The organism is Streptomyces xanthii, from assembly GCF_014621695.1.
Classification (GTDB): domain Bacteria; phylum Actinomycetota; class Actinomycetes; order Streptomycetales; family Streptomycetaceae; genus Streptomyces; species Streptomyces xanthii.
The window spans coordinates 5,384,136-5,403,622 of record NZ_CP061281.1 but is presented as its reverse complement, the minus strand read 5'-3'; the positions used below and the strand labels follow the sequence as shown (position 1 = coordinate 5,403,622).

Sequence of the window (19,487 nt, the reverse complement as noted above, 5' to 3'; positions counted from 1 at the left end):
ATCCCTCTCCTCTTGGGAACAATTGTCCCTCTGCCGTCCCACTGGCGGGCGGGCGCCGAGGCGAGGCCGGGGAACATGGAGGAACATATGGATATGCATCGGCGTGAGGTTCCGCATCCGGGAACCGGGCCGTGACTCGGGCCGGAGACCGGCGGAAGGCGCCGCACCGGTCGCCGGGGCGACGCCTGGGCTCCCTGCTGAGCGCCCGCACCGTCGCCGGCCAGGTGTTCCTCCTCCAGGTCGCGACCGTGCTGCTGCTGGTGGCCGCCGCGGTGGTGGCGATGGTGGTGCAGGTGCGGCACGACACCGAGCAGGACGCCCGCCACCGGTCGCTCGCCGCCGCCGAGTCCTTCGCGCACGCCCCCGGGATCGTGCAGGCGCTCGACAGCCCGCACCCGACGGCGGTGCTGCAGCCGCTCACGGAGGAGGCCCGCAAGGGCGCCGGAGTCGACGCCATCGTCGTGTCGAACAAGGCCGGGACCCGCCTCACCCACCCCGACCCGGCCCTGATCGGCAAGCACGTCATCGGGCCGAAGGACGTCATAGAGGACGTGCTGGCCGGGCAGACCGTCACGGAGACCTTCTCGGGCAGCCAGGGCCCCTCCGTGGTCTCCGCCGTCCCCATCACCCGTGCCGACGGCACCGTCGTCGGCATCGTGTCCGGCGGGGTCAAGATCGAGACGCTGAACGACGCCCTGGGCCGGCATCTGCCGGTCCTGTTCGGCTCCGCCGCCGCCGCGCTGGTCATCGCCACGGTCGGGGCGGGCCTCGTGGGCCGCAGGCTGGGCCGCCAGACCCACGGCCTGGGCCCGGCGGAGATGACACGGATGTACGAGCATCACGCCGCGGTGCTGCACGCGGTGCGGGAGGGCGTCCTGATCGTCGGCGGCGACGGGCTGCTGGTGCTCGCCAACGACGAGGCGCGGCGCCTGCTCGGCCTGCCGGCGGACGCGGAGGGGCACCGGATCGACGAGCTGGGTCTGGAGCCGGAGACGGCCGAGCTGCTGGGCTCGGGGCGCACGGCCACCGACGAGGTCCACCCGGCCGGGGACCGGCTGCTCGCGGTGAACATCCGGCCCACCGAGCCGCACGGCGGCGGCCCCGGGACCGTGGCGACCCTGCGCGACACCACCGAACTGCGGGCGCTTGCGGGCCGGGCCGAGGTGGCCCGGGAGCGGCTGCGGCTGCTCTACGACGCCGGGGTGCGGATCGGTACGACGCTGGACGTCACCCGCACCGCCGAGGAGCTGGCGGAGGTGGCGGTCCCCCGGTTCGCGGACTTCGTCACCGTCGAGCTGCTCGACCCGGTGCTGCGGGGCGAGGAGCCGGCCGGGGCGCCTCTGCAGATGCGCCGCGCCGCCTTCCGCGGCATCAGCGAGGACGCGCCGCTCTACCCCGTCGGGGAGCTGATCCACTTCCTGTCCCCCGACCACCCGATCGCGGACGACGGCGCGGTCCTGGAGGCGGATCTGGCGGCCTCCGAGTGCTGGCGCTCCCAGGATCCGGAGCGCGCGCGGCAGGTTCTCGACTACGGCATCCGTTCCCTGATCTCGGTGCCGCTGCGGGCCCGCGGCGTGGTCCTCGGCATGGCGGACTTCTGGCGTTCGGAGCACGAGCCGTTCGAGCGCGACGACCTGTCGGCCGCGGAGGAGCTGGCGGCGCGGGCGGCGCTGGCGATCGACAACGCCCGCCGCTACACCCGCGAGCACGGCATGGCCGTCACCCTCCAGCGCAGCCTGCTGCCCCGCGCCCTGCCCGAGCAGTCGGCCCTGGAGGTGGCCCACCGCTATCTGCCGGCCCGCGACGGGGTGGGCGGCGACTGGTTCGACATCATTCCGCTGCCCGGCGCGCGGGTGGCGCTGGTCGTCGGCGACGTGGTCGGGCACGGTCTGCACGCCGCCGCCACCATGGGCCGGCTGCGCACGGCGGTGCACAACTTCTCCGCCCTGGACCTGTCCCCCGACGAGCTGCTCGGGCACCTGGACGAGCTGGTCGCCCACATCGACAGCGACCGCACGGTCGCCGACCAGGACGGACCGGCGGTCACCGGCGCCACCTGTCTGTACGCCATCTACGACCCGAGCACCGGACGCGCCGCCGTCGCGACGGCCGGGCACCTGGGCCCGGCCCTGGTCCACCCGGACGGCACCGTCACGTTCCCGGAGCTGCCCGTCTCGCCGCCGCTGGGTCTGGGCGCCACCACGCCGTTCGAGACGGCCGAGCTGCAACTGCCCGCCGACTCCCGGCTGGTGCTGTACACGGACGGCCTCGTCGAGGACCGGGGCCGCGATCTCGACACCGGCCTCGAGCTGCTGCGCACGACGCTGGAGGGGCACCCGGACCGGGGGCCGGAGGAGATCTGCCGGGCGGTGGTCGACGCGCTGCTGTCGGAGCGCCCGCGCGACGACGTGGCGCTGCTCGTCGCCCGCACCCGCCTCCTCGACCCGATGCGGGTCGCCGAGTGGGACGTCCCCTCCGACCCGGCGGCGGTCGCCACGGTCCGGGGCGAGGCGGCCCGTCAGCTGGAGGCCTGGGGCCTGGACGAGATCGGCTTCACCACCGAACTGATCATCAGCGAGCTGGTCACCAACTCGATCCGGTACGGCAGCCAGCCCATCCGGCTGCGTCTGCTGCACGACCGGAACCATCTGATCTGCGAGGTCGCGGACGGCTCCAGCACCTCGCCGCACCTGCGGCGCGCGAAGACCACCGACGAGGGCGGCCGCGGACTGTTCCTGGTCGCCCAGTTCGCCCGCCGCTGGGGCACCCGCTACACGACCCGCGGAAAGATCATCTGGACCGAACAGGCCCTCGGCGCCACGGAACCCGACACCGACCTGGCGGACGCGCTGCTCGACCAATGGGGCGAATGAGAGCGCCTTCGGTGTGATGTGGGGCGCGTCACATGTGAGAGCCGCGGGGTCGCCGTGGAAGCATCTTCACGGTGTCACACCCCCGAGCCCGAACACGCCCGAGCCGCGCGTTCACGCAGCTCAGAACGTTTTTCTTTGGTGGGGCGGGTGGGACTCGAACCCACGGCCGACGGATTATGAGTCCGCTGCTCTAACCGGCTGAGCTACCGCCCCTACACGGCGTGGCGCGTACATGTGTACGCGCCGTCTGCCGCAGCATAGCCGCTCATACGATCTCCTGCCTCGGATGGTTCGGCTCTGCACGACCATGAGGACTCCGGTGCGGCGCACGCGGTTCCACCAGGCACGAAAAAGCCCTCCGAAGTGAACTCCGAAGGGCTTGTCCGACAGCTCTCCCGACTGGACTCGAACCAGTAACCTGCCGGTTAACAGCCGGCTGCTCTGCCAATTGAGCTACAGGAGATCGAGCTCCCCCGACTGGACTCGAACCAGTAACCTGCCGGTTAACAGCCGGCTGCTCTGCCAATTGAGCTACAGGGGAATGTCTCGTCGCCTCGAACGCGTCCCCCTGGGCTAGTGCCAGGCGGCGTGCGCTCGCTGCGACACATACATTAGCGCAAGCAGGGGGGTGCTCCGCCAATCGGTTCCCCCCGGTGATCACCGAGCTACGGAAAGGGTGGCCCCTCATGCGCTACCGGCTCACATTCTTCGCCGGTCTGGCCCTGGGTTACGTACTGGGGACGCGGGCCGGACGCGACCAGTACGAGAAGCTGAAGAAGGCGGCCCGCTCGGTCGCCCAGAACCCGGCCGTGCGGAACACGGCGGAGGCGGGCGCCCAGCAGACCCGCCAGTACGCGGGCAAGGCCCTGCACTCCGTCACCGAGAAGGTCGGCGGCAAGGTGCCCGACTCCGTGGCCGGCCGGGTGCGTTCGCTGCGCGAGCGCGGCGCGGGCGCCGAGGACGACGACTGGGGCACCAGCAACACCTGACGGGCGCGGTCCCGGACGGCCGCGCGGTACGGCAGAATTTCCGTCATGGGGATAGTCGCCGGGCTGGACAGTTCGCCCGATTTCACGCGCATTGTGGTCTGTGACTCCGACACCGGGGCCGTACTGCGGCAGGGGTACGCCCCCCATCCGCTGGAACCGGTGGAGGGCGGCGGACGCCCCACGGACGTCGACCCCCAGGCCTGGCTGCTCTCGCTCGGCGAGGCGGCCGGCGGAGGGCTCCTCGAAGGCGTGCAGGCGATCGGCGTGTCCGCGCAGGCCAACGCGCTGGTCCCGCTGGACCACCAGGGCAACACGGTGCGCCCGGCCCTGGTCGGCAACGACAAGCGGGCCCAGGTCGCGGCCGCCGACCTCGTCGACCGGCTCGGCTCGCGCGAGGCGTGGGCGCAGGCCGTCGGCAGCGTCCCCCAGTCGGCGCAGCCCGTGACGAAGCTGCGCTGGCTGGCCCGCACCGAGCCGGAGAACGCGCAGCGCGTGGCCGCGCTCATGCAGGCCCACGACTGGCTCGTCTGGCAGCTGCTCGGGCGTCCGGCACGCCGTACGACCGACCGCGGCGGCGCGTCCGGCACCGGCTACTGGTCGGCGGCCACCGGTTCCTGGCGGCCCGACCTCGTGGAACTCGCCCTCGGGCAGCAGGCGATGCTTCCGGAGGTGCTCGGTCCCGGCGACGCCGCGGGCACCACTCCCGAGGGCCTGATCATCTCGGCCGGCACCGGGGAGACCATGGCCGCCGCGTTCGGCCTCGGCGTGCAGACCGGGGACGCCGTGGTGTCGCTCGGCGCGTCCGGGTCCGTGATGGCCGTGCACCACGAGGCGCTCGTCGACCCGAGCGGCGCCATCACCTCGCTCGCCGACGCCACCGGCATGCACCTGCCGGTCGTCCACACGCTCAACGCGGTACGGGCGCTGCGCGGCACCGCCGAGATGCTCGGGCTCGACGGCGGCCCGGAGGAGCTGTCCGAGCTGGCCGTGAAGTCCACGCCGGGCGCCCACGGGCTGGTCCTCCTGCCGTATCTGGAGGGCGAGAAGACGCCGAACCTGCCGCACACCGCGGGCACTCTGAGCGGGCTGCGGCGCGAGTCGATGAAGCCGGAGCACCTGGCGCGGGCCGCGTTCGAGGGCATGCTGTGCGGGCTCGCCGACGCGATGGACGTGCTGCGCGGGCGAGGCGTCGACATCCGCCGGGTGTTCCTGCTCGGCGCCGCCGCCGAGCTGCACGCGGTGCAGGCCGTCGCCCCGATGCTGTTCGGCACGCAGGTCGTGGTGCCGCAGCCCGCGGACTACGCGGCGCTCGGCGCCGCGCGGCAGGCCGCGTGGGCGCTGACCGGGCAGCTGCCGCTGTGGCAGGGCGCGGCCGCGCAGGTCTTCGAGCCGGGCGAGGAGCTGGCCGTGGGGCAGGCGGTGCGGCAGCAGTACCGGGCGGTGCGCGAGCAGATCCACCCGGGCGCCTTCGCGTAGCCCGGACGCCGTCCCGCGGGCGGTCTTTGAACGCTCTTGGCTTATTCGGTTGAGGTAACGCGGGTGGAGTGTCCGACGATAGGGGTCCATGCGTCACCGTTGCGGCGGCGGCGCACCTCCCCACTCCCCAACCGCTCACACTCCTGATCGCCGACCACCGAGAGACCGAGCGTGCTCATAAGACTTCTGCGGGCCCACCTGAGCCCGTACAAGAAACCCATCGGGCTGCTGGTGCTGCTGCAGTTCCTGCAGACCTGCGCCTCGCTGTACCTGCCCACCCTGAACGCGGACATCATCGACAACGGTGTCGTCGAGGGCGACACCGGCTACATCCTGACCTTCGGCGCCCTGATGCTCGGCGTCACCGTCGTCCAGGTCGTGTGCAACACGGGCGCCGTGTTCTACGGCGCCCGGACCTCGGCGGCGCTCGGCCGTGACGTGCGGGCCGCCGTCTTCGACCGGGTGCAGTCCTTCTCGGCCCGCGAGGTCGGCCAGTTCGGCGCGCCGTCGCTGATCACCCGTACGACGAACGACGTGCAGCAGGTCCAGATGCTGGTGCTGCTCGCGTTCACGCTGATGGTGTCGGCGCCGATCATGTGCGTCGGCGGTGTCGTCATGGCGCTCGGCCTCGACGTGCCGCTGTCCGGCGTGCTGCTGGCCGTGCTGCCCGTGATGGCGATCGTCCTCACGCTGATCATCCGCAGGATGCGGCCGCTGTTCCGCTCCATGCAGGTCAAGCTGGACACGGTGAACCGGGTGCTGCGCGAGCAGATCACCGGCAACCGGGTGATCCGCGCCTTCGTCCGCGACGACTTCGAGAAGGGCCGGTTCGGCGAGGCCAACTGGGATCTGACGGAGACCTCGCTGGCCACCGGCCGGATCATGGCGCTGATGTTCCCGTTCGTCATGACGATCGTGAACGTCGCCTCGATCGCCGTCGTCTGGTTCGGCGCCCACCGGATCAACAGCGGCGGCATGCAGATCGGCGACCTGACCGCGTTCCTCGCGTACCTCATGCAGATCGTGATGAGCGTCATGATGGCCACCTTCATGTTCATGCAGGTGCCGCGCGCCGAGGTGTGCGCCGAGCGCATCCAGGAGGTCCTCGCCACCGAGTCCAGCGTGGTGCCGCCGGCGCCCGAGACCTCGGTGCGGGAGCTGCTCCAGCGCGGCCATCTGGAGATCCGGGGCGCCGACTTCGGCTACCCGGGCGCCGAGGAGCCCGTGCTGCGCGCCGTCGACCTGGTCGCCCGGCCCGGCGAGACCACCGCGATCATCGGCTCGACCGGCAGCGGCAAGTCGACGCTGCTCGGCCTCGTGCCCCGCCTGTACGACACCACTTCCGGTGCCGTGCTCGTGGACGGCGAGGACGTGCGGGAGATCGACCCCGAGCTGATGGCCCGCACCGTGGGCCTCGTACCGCAGAAGCCGTACCTGTTCTCCGGGACGGTGGCGTCCAACCTGCGCTACGGGCGGCCGGACGCGACCGACGAGGAGCTGTGGCACGCGCTCGGCGTGGCGCAGGCCCGGGAGTTCGTGGCGGCGCTGGAGGGCGGCCTGAACGCGCCGATCACCCAGGGCGGCACGAACGTGTCGGGTGGCCAGCGGCAGCGGCTCGCGATCGCGCGCACGCTCGTGCAGCGGCCGGAGATCTACCTCTTCGACGACTCGTTCTCCGCGCTCGACTACGCGACGGACGCGGCGCTGCGCCGCGCGCTGGGCGACGAGACGGCCGAGTCGACGGTGGTGATCGTCGCGCAGCGGGTCTCCACGATCCGTGACGCCGACCGCATCGTCGTCCTCGACGAGGGCCGCGTCGTCGGCAGCGGGCGCCACCACGAGCTGATGGCCGACAACGAGACCTACCGGGAGATCGTGCTCTCCCAGCTGACGGAAGCGGAGGCGGCCTGATGAGTGGGCCGATGGCGGCGCGGATGGCGGCCGGTGGGCCCGGTTCGCGGTCGATGGACTTCAAGGGGTCCGGGAAGCGGCTCCTCAAGCGGCTGGCGGAGCACCGGGCGGCGGTGGCCGGGGTGCTGGTCGCGGTGGTGATCAGCGTGGGGCTCTCGGTCGTCGGGCCGAAGATCCTCGGGCACGCCACCGACCTGCTGTTCGGCGGGATCGTCGGCGGGCAGATGAAGCCCGGGGCGACCAAGGAGCAGGTCATCGAGGGCCTGCGGGCCAAGGGTGACACCGGCATGGCCGACATGCTCGGCGGCGTCGACTTCACCCCCGGCCAGGGCGTCGACTTCGACGCGATCGGGGAGGTGCTGCTGCTCGCGCTCGCCGTGTTCGCGGTGGCCGGCTTCTCGATGATGATCGGCACGCGGCTCGCCAACCGCGCGATCAACCTGGCGGTGGCCAGGCTGCGCGGCGACATGCAGGCCAAGCTGCAGCGGCTGCCGCTGTCGTACTACGACAAGCAGAAGCGCGGCGAGGTGCTGAGCCGGGCGACGAACGACATCGACAACATCGGGCAGACGCTCCAGCAGACGATGGGGCAGATGCTCAACTCGCTGCTGACCATCGTCGGCGTGCTGGTGATGATGTTCTGGATCTCGTGGCTGCTCGCGCTGGTCGCGCTGGTGACGGTGCCGCTCTCGGTGGTCGTCGCGGCGAAGGTCGGCAAGCGGTCGCAGCCGCAGTTCGTGCAGCAGTGGAAGACCACGGGTGTGCTGAACGCGCACATCGAGGAGATGTACACGGGCCACACGCTGGTGAAGGTGTTCGGCCGGCAGAAGGAGTCGGCGGAGCAGTTCGCCGAGCAGAACGAGGCGCTGTACGAGGCCTCGTTCAAGGCGCAGTTCAACAGCGGGATCATGCAGCCGCTGATGTTCTTCGTGTCGAACCTGAACTATGTGCTCGTGGCCGTGGTCGGCGGTCTGCGGGTGGCGTCCGGTTCGCTGTCCATCGGTGACGTGCAGGCGTTCATCCAGTACTCGCGCCAGTTCTCGATGCCGCTGACGCAGGTCGCGTCGATGGCGAACCTGGTGCAGTCGGGCGTCGCCTCCGCCGAGCGGATCTTCGAACTGCTCGACGCCGAGGAGCAGTCGCCGGACCCGCGGACCCCGCGGAAGCCGGAACGGCTGCGCGGGCACGTCGAGTTCGAGCACGTCGCCTTCCGTTACGACCCGGACCGGCCGCTCATCGAGGACCTGTCGCTGACGGCGGAGCCCGGGCACACGGTCGCCATCGTGGGGCCGACGGGTGCGGGCAAGACGACGCTGGTCAATCTGCTGCTGCGGTTCTACGACGTCACCGGCGGACGGATCACGCTCGACGGGGTCGACATCGCGGAGATGTCCCGGGACGAGCTGCGGGCCGGGATCGGCATGGTGCTCCAGGACACGTGGCTGTTCGGCGGGACGATCGCGGACAACATCGCGTACGGCGCGGCGAAGGAGGTCACCCGGGAGGACGTCGAGCGGGCGGCGCGGGCCGCGCACGCGGACCGGTTCATCCGGACGCTGCCCGACGGGTACGACACGGTGATCGACGACGAGGGGACGGGGGTCAGCGCGGGCGAGAAGCAGCTCATCACGATCGCCCGGGCGTTCCTGTCCGACCCTGTGATCCTCGTGCTCGACGAGGCGACCTCCTCCGTCGACACCCGCACCGAGGTGCTCATCCAGAAGGCCATGGCGCGGCTCGCCTCGGGGCGGACCTCGTTCGTCATCGCGCACCGTCTCTCGACGATCCGCGACGCCGACACGATTCTGGTCATGGAGAACGGGTCGATCGTGGAGCAGGGCTCGCACGAGGACCTCGTCTCCGCGGGCGGGGCGTACCAGCGGCTGTACGAAGCTCAGTTCGCGCAGGCTGTCGCCGAGGTCGACTAGGCGCCGTCGCGGGTTGCGGGGAACTGTCGGCCACCGGTCCGTCGTGGCTGGTCGCGCAGTTCCCCGCGCCCCTGGAGGCATGCCCCTTCGGGGCGCCTCCATCAATCCAGGTAGCCCCGCAGCTGGTCCGCGAAGGCGTGGTCCCTCAGCTTGTTGAGGGTCTTGGACTCGATCTGGCGGATGCGTTCGCGGGTGACGCCGAAGATGCGGCCTATCTCCTCCAGGGTGCGGGGGCGGCCGTCGGCCAGGCCGTAGCGGAGCTGGACCACCTTGCGTTCGCGTTCGCCGAGGGTGGAGAGGACCGCTTCGAGGTGTTCGCGGAGCAGGAGGAACGCGGCGGACTCGACGGGGCTCGCCGCGTCGCCGTCCTCGATGAGGTCGCCGAGCGCGACGTCGTCCTCCTCGCCGACCGGGGCGTGCAGCGAGACCGGTTCCTGGGCGAGCCGGAGCACCTCGCTGACGCGTTCGTGCGGCAGGTCGAGGTGGGCGGCGACCTCTTCGGGCGTGGGCTCGTAGCCGCGCTCCTGGAGCATCCGGCGCTGGACGCGGACCACGCGGTTGATGAGCTCGACGACGTGGACGGGGACACGGATGGTGCGGGCCTGGTCGGCGAGGGCACGGCTCATGGCCTGGCGGATCCACCAGGTGGCGTACGTCGAGAACTTGTAGCCCCGGGCGTAGTCGAACTTCTCGACGGCGCGGATGAGGCCCAGGTTCCCCTCCTGGACGAGGTCGAGCATGGTCAGGCCGCGGCCGACGTAGCGCTTGGCGACGGAGACGACCAGGCGCAGGTTGGACTCGATGAGGCGGCGCTTGGCCATGCGGCCCATGACGACCAGCCGGTCGAGGTCCAGGGCGAGCCCGGAGTCGAGGTCGGCGCCCGAGGTGAGGCGTTCCTCGGCGAACAGTCCGGCTTCGACGCGGCGGGCGAGCTCGACCTCCTCGGCGGCGCTCAGCAGCGGGATGCGGCCGATCTCGCGCAGGTACTGGCGGAACAGGTCGGACGAGGGTCCGCCGGTTTCGGCGCGGGCGGCGCGCAGCGGCTCGGGCGCATCGGACGGCACGGTCTCGCCTGGCTCGTCCTGCGGGGCCCCGGCGCCGGCCGCCTCGGGGTGGTGCGCGGAGCGGCTCTGCGCGGGCACCGCGGGGAGCACGTCGTCCGCCGGGGCGGCGGGTGGTTCGGCCTGCGCTGTGCTCTCGCTCGGGGTGAGGGTCTGGGTCTGCACGGGGGCGACCTCCAGGTGATCGCTGCTGAGGCGTGCGGCGGAGGGAGCGTCGTCCGTGCTCCGGCCGCGCTCCGGGGACTCAGGCACCGGACTCAGTGTGGGGTACGACACAGTCCCGCCACGAGGGGTGTGCGATGACTTTTTGAGTCCGGTGCGTGACCGGACGGTTACCGAGCTGTAGGTTCGGCCGGTCTTCCCCGCGGGGCCCGCCGCCAAACGGCGCGTCGGTGCGCGGCCCGGCTACAGCGCTTCGGCGCCGCGCTCCCGCAGGGCCTGGCCGTACTGCTGGAGCACCCACAACTCGTTCTGCACCGCGGCCAGTTGCGCCGGGTCGCCGCCGTTGCCGAGGCGGGTGAGGGTGCCCTGGACGTCGCGGATGCGGCGGTCGACGGCGCGGCGGCGGACCCACACGAGCTGCTCGCCCGCGTAGGCCTCGTCGACGGTCTTGCGGTGGATGGCCTCGACGGCGAGCTCGGTGACCATGGCGCGCACGGCGTCGTCGGGCGCGGCCTCACGGACGGCGACGAGATAGGCCTGCGGGTCCTGGACGCCCTGCTCGGCGCCGCCCGCCTCCAGGACGGCCTGGCGCACGGCCGCGTAGGGCGCGGCGGTGAACTCGTCGATGCCGTACGCGTCGAAGGCCGGGGAGACGAGGTGCGGGTGCTGGAGGGCGAGCTTGAGGAGTTCGCGCTCGGTGGCGTAGACGGGGTTGCGCAGAGTGAGGGCGGGGCCGCCGAAGCCGGGGGTGGCGGGCGCGGCCGCGGCCATGGACGGGGCGCCGCCGCGGGCCGGGGCGGGGCCCTTGCCGCCGCGGTCGCGGGCCCAGCGGGCGAGCTGGGCGACGCGCTTGACGACGAACTGGGTGTCGAGGATGCCGAGCATCCCGGCGAGCTGGACGGCGACCTCGTGCTGGGAGGCGCTGTTCTTGATCCGGGCGACGACGGGCGCGGCCTCGTCGAGCGCGGCGGCGCGCCCGGCGGGGGTCTCCAGGTCGTAGCGGCTCACGATCTGGCGCAGCGCGAACTCGAAGAGGGGGGTGCGGGGTTCGACCAGGTCGGCGACCGCTTCGTCGCCCTTGACGAGGCGCAGGTCGCACGGGTCCATGTTGTCCGGCGCGATGGCGATGTAGGTCTCGGCGGCGAACTTCTGGTCGTCCTCGAAGGCGCGCAGGGCGGCCTTCTGGCCCGCGGCGTCGCCGTCGAAGGTGAAGATGACGCGCGCCGACCCGTTGTCCATGAGGAGCCGTCGGAGGATCTTGATGTGGTCGCCGCCGAAGGCGGTGCCGCAGGTGGCGATGGCGGTGGTCACCCCGGCGAGGTGGCAGGCCATGACGTCCGTGTAGCCCTCGACGACGACCGCGCGGGAGGACTTGGCGATCTCCTTCTTGGCGAGGTCGATGCCGTAGAGGACCTGGGACTTCTTGTAGATGGGGGTCTCGGGCGTGTTCAGGTACTTCGGCCCGTTGTCGTCCTCGCGCAGGCGGCGGGCGCCGAAGCCGACGACCTCGCCGCCGATGTCGCGGATGGGCCACATGAGGCGGCCGCGGAATCGGTCGATGGGGCCGCGGCGGCCCTCCTGGGAGAGGCCGGAGAGGGTGAGCTCCTTGTCGGTGAAGCCCTTGCCGCGCAGGAAGCGGGTGAGGTGGTCCCAGCCGGCCGGGCTGTAGCCGACGCCGAAGTGGGCGGCCGCGGCCTGGTCGAAGCCGCGCTCGGCGAGGAACTTCCGCCCGATCTCGGCTTCCGGGGACTCCAGCTGGTCCACGTAGAACTGTGCGGCGATCTTGTGCGCCTCGACCAGGCGGATCCGCTCGCCGCGCTGGTGGGAGGGGTTGTAGCCGCCTTCTTCGTAGCGCAGCGTGATGCCGGCCTGGCCGGCCAGGCGCTCGACCGCCTCGGAGAAGGTGAGGTGGTCGATCTTCATCACGAACGTGATGGTGTCGCCGCCTTCCTGGCAGCCGAAGCAGTGGAAGAACCCCTTGCTCGGACTGACCTGGAAGGACGGTGACTTCTCGTCGTGGAAGGGGCACAGGCCCTTCAGGTTGCCGCCGCCCGCGTTGCGCAGTTGCAGGTACTCGGACACGACGGCGTCGATCGGGACCGCGTCCCGAACCGCTTTCACGTCCTCGTCATTGATCCTGCCTGCCACGCGTGAATTCTACGGGCACGGGAGGGTGACTCAGGGACGCCGGTCTCACTCCTCCAGCAGGGTGGCCAGCGGCACGGACGGGTCGCCGAGGCGCTCGGCGCCGGGCCGGACGCCGGTGCGGATCAGTTTCTGGATCTGCTCCGTGACGTCCCACACATTCACGTTCATCCCCGCGAGGACGCGGCCGTCCTTGAGCCAGAAGGCGATGAACTCGCGCTTGCCCGCGTCGCCGCGCAGCACGACCTGGTCGTACGAGCCCGGGGGCGCCCAGCCCGAGTACTCCAGGCCGAGGTCGTACTGGTCGGAGAAGAAGTACGGCACCCGGTCGTAGACGACGTCCTTGCCCATCATGGCGCGGGCGGCGGCGGGCCCGCCGTTGAGCGCGTTGGCCCAGTGCTCGACGCGGAGCCGGGTGTCGAACAGGGGGTGCTGGACGGCGGCGACGTCGCCCGCGGCGTGGATGTCGGGGTCGGAGGTGCGCAGGGCGATGTCGACGGCGATGCCGCCGCCGTGCTCGCGCGGCGCCATCTCCAGTCCCGCGGCCTCGGCGAGGGCGGTGCGCGGGGCGGCACCGATGGCGGCGAGCACGTCGTGCGCGGGGTGCTCCTCGCCGTCGTCGGTGAGGGCGGCGAGGACCATGCCGTCCTGGCCGCTGATCTCGGTGAGCCGGGCGCCGAAGTGGAAGCGGACGCCGTGGTCGCTGTGCAGTTCGGTGAAGATCTGGCCGAGCTCGGGGCCGAGGACCGCGTGCAGCGGGGTGGCCTCCGGCTCGACGATCGTGACCTCGGCGCCGTACTGGCGGGCGGCGGCGGCGACCTCCAGGCCGATCCAGCCGGCGCCGGCGATCACCAGGTGCCCGTTGTCCCGGCCGAGGGAGGCGAGGACGTGCTTGAGGCGCTCGGCGTGGGAGAGCCGGCGCAGATGGTGGACGCCGGCGAGGTGGGTGCCGGGGATGTCGAGGCGGCGGGGCTCTGCGCCGGTGGCGAGCAGCAGCTTGTCGTAGCGCACGGCGGTGCCCTCGCCGAGCTGCACGGTCTTGGCGGTGCGGTCGATGGCGGTGACCGTCTGGCCGAGGTGGAGCTCGATGTCGTTGCTCGCGTACCAGGCCGGTTCGTGGACGAAGACGCTGTCGCGCTCCTCCTTGCCCTGGAGGTAGCCCTTGGACAGGGGTGGGCGTTCGTACGGGTGGTCCCGTTCGTCACCGATCAGGATGACCCGGCCGGTGAAGCCCTCCGAGCGGAGCGTCTCGGCGGCCTTCGCGCCGGCGAGTCCTCCTCCGACGATGACGAACGTCTGGTCCGCGTCGACCACGTGATTCCTCCTCGTTGCCAAGCCGTCAAGCCCGTCAAGCCGTGCCGTCATATGCGAGCGTCCCGCACGGAGCGTGATGCGGGAAGGGGGCGCGGCCCGATCACAGCACCTTTCTCTCCGTTTTTCAGCGGTTTTCTCCGATTTTTCCTTTGGAGCGGTTTCGGCGTGGTCCGCCGGACCGTCACGCCCAGTGGTCGAGTGCGAGCTTCGTGACGAGGGCGACCACCGTGCAGAGCAGCGCGGCGCGCACGAATCCGGCGCCCCCGCGGATGGCCGTACGGGCTCCGATGGCGCCGCCGGTGATGTTGGCGAGGGCCATCGCGGCGCCGGTCGCCCACAGCACGTGGCCGAGGGAGGCGAACAGGACGAGGGCGCCGAGGTCGGTGCCGACGGAGACCGCCTTGGCGGTGGCCGAGCCCTTGAGGAAGCCGGTGCCGAGGGTGGCGGTGAACAGGGCGACGAGGAGGACGCCGGTGCCGGAGCCGATGGCCCCGCTGTAGTAGCCGATGACGGCGACGGCGGTCAGGGCGCGGCGCCCCGGCCTGCGGGGCCGCTCCCCCGGCCCGTCCGGGGCGCGGCCCTGCGCGGCGCCCGCGCCGAACAGGCCCCAGACGCCGACGGCGAGCAGCGTCACCAGGACGGCGGGCAGGAACACGCCCTCGGGCAGGTACGCGGCCGTCATCGCGCCCAGCAAGGAGGTCGGGACGCCGATCAGGGCCGCGCGGACGGTGCCCGTGCCGCCCAGGCCCACGCGTCTCGCGTACGTCAGGGCCGCGGACGAGGTGCCGGTGATCGCCACCAGCTTGTTCGTGCCGAGCAGCGTCGCCATCGGGGCGGTGGGCAGCAGCACCATCAGGGCCGGCACCTGCACCAGGCCCCCGCCGCCGACCACCGCGTCCAGCCATCCCGCCGCGAGCGCCACCGCGAGCAGCGCGCACCAGTCCACCGCGTCCACGGCCATCCCCCGATATCCCCGTGTCCCCCGTGCTTCCCCGGGCCCAACCGTGCGGTAATGGCGGGGAGTTGTGGGGTAATTCGTCCACAACGCAAAGGGAGCGGGGGGATCCTGGGCGATGCTGCGCATCGAGGTCACGGGGGAGGATCTGGCGCGGCTGCGGGTCGCGCCGGACACCGATCCGCTGTGGGAGATCGTGCTGAGTCTGCATCTGCTGCAGAACCGTCAGGCGGCCGTGGTGTTCGACCCGTGGCGGCGCGAGGTGCGGGCGGCGCTGGCGCGGAGCGGGCTCACGGAGGTGACGGCGGCGCTGACCCGGCTGTCGCCGTGGGCCGCGTACTTCCCGGACTTCCTCACGCCCGGCCAGGGCGGCGGCGGTCTGGCGGAGGGGATCGAGGCGGTGCTGAGCACGCCGCGGCGCCGGCTGTCGGCGGAACTGTCCGAGGTGTACGCGCACGGGCCGGTGCCGCCGGGGGTGCGGCGGCTCGCCGAGGGGGACGTGGCGGCGCTGGAGCGGCTCGGGCGGGCGCTGCGGGCGTACCACGCGGTCGCGGTCGAGCCGTATCTCCCGGCGATGCGGGGCGCGGTCGCCGACGACCGCGCCGTGCGGGCGGACGCGGCGCTGCGCGGGGGCGCGGCCGGGCTCCTGGAGAGTTACGGGCCGTCGGTGGCGTTGGACGCGGGGGCGCTGGTCGCCGCGTACCCGGTGGCGCGGCGGCTGCCGCTGGGCGGGCGGCCGCTGACGATCGTGCCGGGGTTCTTCTGTGTGGTGGCGCCGGTCGTGCTGGCCGACGACGCGCTCGACCCGGTGCTGGTCCATCCGCTGGGTCCGGCCCCCGGCTGGCTCGCCCGCACCCGCGCCCACGGCTCGGCGCCGCCACCGGTCTCCCAACTGATCGGCCCGACACGGGCCCTGGTCCTGGACGCGCTGGAACATCCGCGGACGACGGGCCAGTTGGCGGAGCTGCTCCGGCTGACGGCCTCGACGGCGAGCCGCCACGCGACGGTGCTGCGCGAGGCGGGTCTGGTCACGTCGGAGCGGCGCGGCAACACGGTGCTGCACCGGCGGACGCCCCTCGGGGACGCGGTCATGAACGGGGGACGGGTCGGCGAGGACGTGGCCGGCGGGGGCCGGTGAGCGGGAGGGTTCAGGAGCGGGGCGCCGTGAGGGAGGCGTGGAGGGAGCGGGCCGTGGCGTCCGTGAGGGAGGCGATCTGGTCGACCACGACGCGCTTGCGGGCCCGGTCGTCGGGGGCCTCGTCGAACAGGGCGCGGAACTGGGGGTCCAGGCCGTCGGGGGCGCGGGCGGTGAGGGCCTCGGCCAGTTCGGCGACGACGACGCGCTGGTCGGCGCGGAGCGCCTCCTGCTGGGGGCGCTGCATCACATAGCGGTCGGCGACGGCCTTGAGGACGGCGCACTCCATGCGGGCCTCGCGCGGGACGACCAGTTCGGCGCCGTAGCGGGTGAGGCGGCCCGAGCCGTACCGGGCCCGGGTGGCGCCCTCGGCGGCGAGGCAGAAGCGGCCGATGAGCTGGCTGGTGGCGTCCTTGAGGCGGGCCTGCGCGATGGCGGTGCCGTCGTAGCCGTGCGGCCACCACTCCTGGTCGAGGAGCCGGTCGAGGGCGGCGGCCAGCTCGGCCGGGTCGGTGTCCGCCGGCACGTAGCGCCCGACGGCGACCGCGAAGACGTCGGCGCGCTCGGGCTCGGCGTGCAGCACGTTCGGGTCGAGGTGGCCCGCGTGCAGGCCGTCCTCCAGGTCGTGCACCGAGTACGCGACGTCGTCGGACCAGTCCATGACCTGGGCCTCGAAACAGGTGCGCCGGCCGGGCGCGGCCTGGCGCACCCAGTCGAAGACCGGCCGGTCGTCCTCGTACACCCCGAACTTGGGCGAGCCGGGGTCGCTGGGGTGGGCGCCGCGCGGCCACGGGTACTTGGTGGCGGCGTCGAGGGCGGCGCGGGTCAGGTTGAGTCCCACGCTGACGAGTTCGCCGGTGCCGGGGGCGTGCACGAAGCGCTTGGGTTCGATGCGGGTGAGCAGGCGCAACGACTGGGCGTTGCCCTCGAAGCCGCCGCAGTCCTCGGCGATCTCGTTGAGCGCCTGTTCCCCGTTGTGCCCGAAGGGCGGGTGGCCGAGGTCGTGCGAGAGGCAGGCCGTCTCGACGAGGTCGGGGTCGCAGCCGAGCGCCGCGCCGAGCTCCCGGCCGACCTGGGCGCACTCCAGGGAGTGGGTGAGGCGGGTGCGGGGGCTGGCGTCCCAGTGCCGGCTCCTGGTGCCGGGGGTGACGACCTGGGTCTTGCCGGCGAGACGGCGCAGCGCGGCGGAGTGCAGGACGCGGGCGCGGTCCCGCTGGAACGCGGTGCGGCCGGGGCGCTTGTCGGGCTCGGGGGCCCAGCGCTCGGCCGCGGCGGGGTCGTAACCGGTGTCGTCCAGGCCGTTCTTGTCGCTGCGTTCCATGGGGCGACAGTAGACGGCACCACTGTCAGGCGGTCGCCAGATCGGGCAGAGCGGTGTGCGGGGCGTTCTGCGCGGCGCCCGTCAGGGCGGTGTCGTAGCGGTGCAGGACCAGGCGGGCGAGGGCCGGGTGGGTGCCGAGCGGGGCCGCCGCGATGCCGGGCGCGGCGGCCGCGGCCTGGGCGGCGAACCGGCCCGGGGCCGTGAAGTACGCGGCGACCGCCGTACGGGTCCTGCCGCGGGCGGCGAGGGCGCGGACCGCCGCCGGCACGTCCTGGGCCTCGGCCGAGCCCGGGTGGGCCGGGACGACGGGGACGCCGAGGCGGTGGGCGAGCAGGTCGGCGGTGCGGCGGATGTCGACGGCGGCGTCGGGGTCGCGGGACCCGGCGGCGGCGAGCACGACGCCGGAGCGGCGGCGGGCCCGCTCGGACTGCTGCGCCGGCCAGCCGGCCTCGGTCAGGCGGTCGTGCAGGGCGTCGACGAGGAGGGGGTGCGGGCCGAGGGGGGCGGCGACGCGGGTACGGAGGTGCTCCGCGGCGCCGGCCGCGCCGGGGATGTCGTGCTTGACGTGGTGGCCGCGGGAGAGGAGGAGCGGGACGAGGACGGCTCGGCCGGGGCGGAGTGCGGTGAGGGTGTCGGTGAGCAGGGGCTCGTTGAGTTCTATGTGACCCAGGTGGACGGGGAGGGCGGGGCGGAGTTCCCGGATGCGGTGGGTCAGGGCGGTCACCGTGGCGAGGGCGCGGGGGTCCCGGCTGCCGTGGGCCACGAGGACGAGGGCGGGCGCCTTCTTGCGGCTCCGCAGGGAGACGTGGCTGAGCTGATCGCCGAGCTGGTCACTGATCATGGTGAGGAGTCCTGCCGTGCTGGTCGTGCCCGTGCTTGCGAACTCGTCCGTCATGGAGTGATCGTGCCGGGTGGGGGTTGCCGTGTTGTTGCGGGGCGGTGACGAGTGGTTGCCGCGGGTTCACTGTGCGGCGGGGGGATCGGTGAGCGGGGCCTCTGCCCGGGGCGGCCCCGGTCCCGCCGTGGTGCGGCCGCTCTCTTCCCGGCCGCCGCCCGGTGGGGCTTCTCGCGCAGTTCCCCGCGCCCCTGACGGGGCGCACCTGCCCGGCCCTGCTCCCGCCCGTCCACCCGGCCCACCGCCGTGGTGTGCTCGCCATCGTCCCCGGCCGCCGCCCCGTGGGGCTTCTCGCGCAGTTCCCCGCGCCCCTGACAGGGCGCACCTGCCCGGTCCTGCTCCCGCCCGTCCACCCGGCCCACCGCCGTGGTGTGCTCGCCATCGTCCCCGGCCGCCGCCCCGTGGGGCTTCTCGCGCAGTTCCCCGCGCCCCTGACGGGGCGCACCTGCCCGGTCCTGCTCCCGCCCGCCGTGCGGCGAAACCTTCTCCGGAGGTGGGGCGTCTGGGTCGGTGACAGGGAAGTACCGTCGCCTCGACTGAGGAGAGCCACCCTTGAAGCTGCCCGGAACCAGGCCGCGGCTGCCCCGGACCACGCGGGGGCGGCGTATCGCCGTGCAGGCCCTCATGGGGCTGTGCGTGCTCGCGCTGCTGCCGGCGACGTGGCTGTTCGCGTCGACCGGTGACCGGGTCAAGGCGCTCGGGGACGTGCCCCGTACCGACGTGGCCGTCGTGTTCGGCGCGGGGCTGTGGGACGGGGAGCCCTCCCCGTATCTGGCCCACCGGCTGGACGCCGCGGCGGAGCTGTACCGCACGGGCCGGGTCCGGGCCGTCCTGGTCACCGGCGACAACAGCACCGAGGACTACGACGAGCCCGACGCCATGCGGGACTACCTGACCCGGCACGGCGTGCCGGGACGCGCCGTCGTGAGCGACTACGCCGGGTTCGACACCTGGGACTCCTGCGTGCGGGCCCGCAAGATCTTCGGGGTGCACCGCGCGGTCCTGGTCAGCCAGGGCTTCCACATCCGGCGGGCGGTCGCCCTGTGCGAGGCCGCCGGCGTGTCCTCGTACGGCGTCGGGGTGGACGAACCGCACGACGTGACCTGGTACGCGGGCGGCGCCCGGGAGGTCATCGCGGCGGGCAAGGCGGCCCTGGACGCGGTCGTCCGCCCCGACCCGCACTTCCTCGGCCCGCGCGAGACCGGCATCGCGGACGCCCTGCGCCGCTGACCTCACGGCCTGACCCCGGGCGCGGGGAGGACCGCGTACCCCGTGCGTAACCGCCGCGCCCCTCACCGCGTAACAACGGGCCCGCACGCTGG

The 19,487-nt window shown here is 72.9% G+C and carries 13 protein-coding genes and 3 tRNA genes; 7 read left to right on the top strand and 9 right to left on the bottom strand.

What is annotated here, in order from left to right; translation table 11 throughout:
- Positions 1 to 194: 194 nt before the first annotated feature.
- A complete protein-coding gene (locus tag IAG42_RS24330; protein WP_223206434.1) occupies positions 195 to 2,873 on the top strand; it encodes a SpoIIE family protein phosphatase in 2,679 nt (892 codons plus the stop codon).
- Positions 2,874 to 3,009: 136 nt separating this feature from the next.
- Here the strand turns inward: IAG42_RS24330 and IAG42_RS24325 are convergent.
- From IAG42_RS24325 to IAG42_RS24315, 3 genes are all read right to left on the bottom strand, one after another.
- Positions 3,010 to 3,086, bottom strand: a tRNA-Ile gene (locus IAG42_RS24325).
- A gap of 177 nt (positions 3,087 to 3,263) precedes the next feature.
- Positions 3,264 to 3,336: transfer RNA gene (locus IAG42_RS24320), tRNA-Asn, on the bottom strand.
- 5 nt (positions 3,337 to 3,341) lie between these two features.
- Positions 3,342 to 3,414 (bottom strand) — tRNA-Asn (locus tag IAG42_RS24315).
- Between the two features lie 145 nt (positions 3,415 to 3,559).
- Between IAG42_RS24315 and IAG42_RS24310 the strand changes: the two genes are divergently transcribed.
- The 4 genes from IAG42_RS24310 to IAG42_RS24295 all read left to right on the top strand — a co-directional run bounded on the left by IAG42_RS24310 (position 3,560) and on the right by IAG42_RS24295 (position 9,177).
- Complete coding sequence (locus tag IAG42_RS24310; RefSeq protein ID WP_188339082.1) at positions 3,560 to 3,862, top strand: YtxH domain-containing protein; 303 nt, start codon at positions 3,560 to 3,562, stop codon at positions 3,860 to 3,862.
- 45 nt (positions 3,863 to 3,907) lie between these two features.
- Positions 3,908 to 5,338 (top strand): FGGY family carbohydrate kinase, encoded by a 1,431-nt coding sequence (locus tag IAG42_RS24305; RefSeq protein ID WP_188339081.1) that lies wholly within the window; start codon positions 3,908 to 3,910, stop codon positions 5,336 to 5,338.
- A 171-nt stretch (positions 5,339 to 5,509) separates the two neighbouring features.
- Positions 5,510 to 7,249, top strand: coding sequence for an ABC transporter ATP-binding protein (locus tag IAG42_RS24300; RefSeq protein ID WP_188339080.1), 1,740 nt, complete (start codon positions 5,510 to 5,512; stop codon positions 7,247 to 7,249).
- Positions 7,249 to 9,177, top strand: coding sequence for an ABC transporter ATP-binding protein (locus IAG42_RS24295; protein ID WP_188339079.1), 1,929 nt, complete (start codon positions 7,249 to 7,251; stop codon positions 9,175 to 9,177). Before IAG42_RS24300 ends, IAG42_RS24295 begins: the two co-directional genes overlap by 1 nt.
- Before the next feature lie 101 nt (positions 9,178 to 9,278).
- Here the strand turns inward: IAG42_RS24295 and IAG42_RS24290 are convergent, their stop codons facing one another.
- The 4 genes from IAG42_RS24290 to IAG42_RS24275 form a co-directional block, all read right to left on the bottom strand.
- On the bottom strand, positions 9,279 to 10,490 hold the full coding sequence (locus IAG42_RS24290) for an RNA polymerase sigma factor (protein WP_223206147.1): 1,212 nt from the start codon (positions 10,488 to 10,490) through the stop codon (positions 9,279 to 9,281).
- A gap of 153 nt (positions 10,491 to 10,643) precedes the next feature.
- On the bottom strand, positions 10,644 to 12,548 hold the full coding sequence (gene dnaG, locus IAG42_RS24285) for a DNA primase (RefSeq protein ID WP_188339077.1): 1,905 nt from the start codon (positions 12,546 to 12,548) through the stop codon (positions 10,644 to 10,646).
- 45 nt (positions 12,549 to 12,593) lie between these two features.
- Positions 12,594 to 13,859, bottom strand: coding sequence for an NAD(P)/FAD-dependent oxidoreductase (locus IAG42_RS24280; protein WP_188339076.1), 1,266 nt, complete (start codon positions 13,857 to 13,859; stop codon positions 12,594 to 12,596).
- A gap of 181 nt (positions 13,860 to 14,040) precedes the next feature.
- A complete protein-coding gene (locus IAG42_RS24275) occupies positions 14,041 to 14,820 on the bottom strand; it encodes a sulfite exporter TauE/SafE family protein (protein WP_188339075.1) in 780 nt (259 codons plus the stop codon).
- Between the two features lie 112 nt (positions 14,821 to 14,932).
- On the opposite strand from IAG42_RS24275, the gene IAG42_RS24270 reads away from it, so the two are divergent.
- Positions 14,933 to 15,952 (top strand): winged helix-turn-helix domain-containing protein, encoded by a 1,020-nt coding sequence (locus IAG42_RS24270; protein ID WP_188339074.1) that lies wholly within the window; start codon positions 14,933 to 14,935, stop codon positions 15,950 to 15,952.
- A gap of 10 nt (positions 15,953 to 15,962) precedes the next feature.
- On the opposite strand, the gene IAG42_RS24265 is transcribed toward IAG42_RS24270, so the two are convergent.
- Together IAG42_RS24265 and IAG42_RS24260 are read right to left on the bottom strand one after the other, a co-directional pair.
- A complete protein-coding gene (locus IAG42_RS24265; protein WP_188339073.1) occupies positions 15,963 to 17,270 on the bottom strand; it encodes a deoxyguanosinetriphosphate triphosphohydrolase in 1,308 nt (435 codons plus the stop codon).
- Between the two features lie 25 nt (positions 17,271 to 17,295).
- Positions 17,296 to 18,165 (bottom strand): sirohydrochlorin chelatase, encoded by an 870-nt coding sequence (locus tag IAG42_RS24260; RefSeq protein WP_188339072.1) that lies wholly within the window; start codon positions 18,163 to 18,165, stop codon positions 17,296 to 17,298.
- Positions 18,166 to 18,789: 624 nt separating this feature from the next.
- On the opposite strand from IAG42_RS24260, the gene IAG42_RS24255 reads away from it, so the two are divergent.
- Entirely contained in the window at positions 18,790 to 19,395 is a 606-nt protein-coding gene (locus IAG42_RS24255; protein WP_188341576.1) for a SanA/YdcF family protein, read from the top strand.
- The last annotated feature ends 92 nt before the right edge of the window (positions 19,396 to 19,487 follow it).